The 2,176-nt window shown below is 53.4% G+C and carries 1 protein-coding gene; it reads left to right on the top strand.

Translation table 11 applies throughout. The annotated features are described in order from the left end of the window. Positions 1 to 2,176 (top strand): Ig-like domain-containing protein (locus ACR0LN_RS23865; protein ID WP_480433225.1); only part of this gene is annotated, 2,176 nt, incomplete at both ends.

Genomic DNA, 2,176 nt, shown 5'->3' with positions numbered 1-2,176 from the left:
CCTCGTCAATGAGTTTACCCATAGCTGGCAATTGAACGCGAGTGTCACGGCGCTCGCCGATGGCCATTTTGTCGTCACCTGGTCGTCTTTTGACCAACAGCAAGGCGATCCATCCGGATATGCTGTCAAGGCGCGTGTTTTCAATGCGGATGGCAGTGAGATTGGCAGTGAATTCCTGGTCAACGAGTTTACTAATAACGGTCAATTCATCTCGAGTGTAACAGCACTGGAAAATGGCCATTTCGTTGTCACTTGGGAGTCTGAAGACCAGCAGCAAGGCGATACGTCTCCAACGGCCATCAAGGCGCGTATTTTCGATGCGGAGGGCGGCGAGATCGTCAGTGAATTCCTGGTCAATGAATTTACCAATGGCGATCAGCGGGACCCAAGCGTTACCACTCTCGCCAATGGCCATTTCGTCGTCACCTGGCAGTCTGATGATGGACAGCCGGGCGATACGTCTGAAACTGCCATCAAGGCCCGTATTCTCAATGAGAATGGTGTGGAGATTGTCAGTGAATTTCTGGTGAATGAGTCTACTAATGGTAGTCAATTGACCCCCAGCGTTACCGAGCTCGCCAATGGCCATTTCGTCGTCACATGGCCGTCCAATGATCAGGAGCAAGGGCATCCGTCTGGTTTTGACATCAAGGCCCGTATTTTTGATACGGATGGTAATGAGATTGTCAGTCAGTTCCCGGTCAATGAAGTTACCCATGACATGCAAGGCTGGCCGAGCGTGACAGCCCTTGCCAATGGCCATTTCGTCGTCACCTGGCATTCTCTTGACGGGCAGCAAGGGGATACGTCCAGTTCTGCCATCAAGGCCCGCATTTTCGATGCAAATGGCGATGAGATTGTCAGTGAATTCCTGGTCAATGAATACACCAATGACGCGCAACTATACTCGAGCGTTACAGCGCTCGCCAATGGCCATTTTGTCGTCACCTGGCATTCTTGGGACCAACAGCACGGGGATACGTCTTGGTCTGCCGTCAAGGCTCGTATTTTCAATGAGAATGGCGATGAGATTGTCAGTGAGTTCCGTGTCAACGAATTCATCAACTTCTGGCAAGAGGACCCGAGTGTGACAGCCCTCGCCAATGGGGGTTTTGTTGTCACCTGGGGGTCTCATGACCAGCAGCAAGGGGATGCGTCCGCTTCTGCCATCAAGGCCCGTATTTTCAATGAGAATGGCGATGAGATTGTCAGTGAGTTCCTGGTCAATGAATTCACCGATAGCTGGCAAGTATACCCGAGTATTACAGCGCTCACCAATGGCCATTTTGTTGTCACCTGGATGTCTGAGGACCAGCAGCAAGGGGATACGTCCGGTACTGCCATCAAGGCCCGCATTTTCAATGAGAATGGCGATGAGGTTGTCAGTGAATTCCTGGTCAATGAATTCACCAATGGCTGGCAACAGAACCCGAGTGTGACAGCCCTCGCCAATGGGGGTTTTGTTGTCACCTGGGAGTCTCATGACGGACAGCAGGGCGATGGGGACCTCGCCATCAAGGCCCGCGTTTTTGATGCGAACGGTGTTGCTCAAAGTCACAAGATTATCACAGAAGATGTTGTCACCCTGATTGAGACCGCCACGCTTCTGGCCAATGACAGCGATGTGGATGGAGATGCGCTGACGGTGATGGATGTGTCTCCGACGAGTGCACATGGCGCGGCCCTGACGCTGAACACAGACGACGGGACGATCAGCTATGATCCAACCGGCGCAGACGCTGTTCAGGCCCTGGCAGAGGGTCAGACCCTGACGGATACATTCACCTATACGGTCGAGGACGGTAATGGCGGGGAGAGCACCGCAAGTGTTTCCGTGGTTGTTCATGGAGCCAACGATGCGCCTGTTGTGGCGATTGTATTGCCTGATCAGTCTTCCGTGGAAGATGAGACCGTGAGCTTTGTGCTGCCGGCGAACGCATTCACGGATGTGGATGGGGATGCGCTGACCTTGAGTGCGACACTTACGGATGGCACGGCCCTGCCGGACTGGCTGGTGTTTGATGCGGTTGCAGGGAGCTTCTCAGGCACACCGCCGCAGGATTTCAACGGCATGGTCAATGTACTGGTGACGGCCAGTGACGGGTCTCTTTCAGCAAGCGATGCCTTTGCGCTTGAGATTACCCCTGTCAACGATGCACATGTCGCAGTTAACGAT

Source organism: Ruegeria sp. AA6, assembly GCF_056542865.1.
The sequence above is the reverse complement of the archived record's forward strand: the minus strand, read 5'-3'. Positions and strand labels throughout refer to the sequence as shown.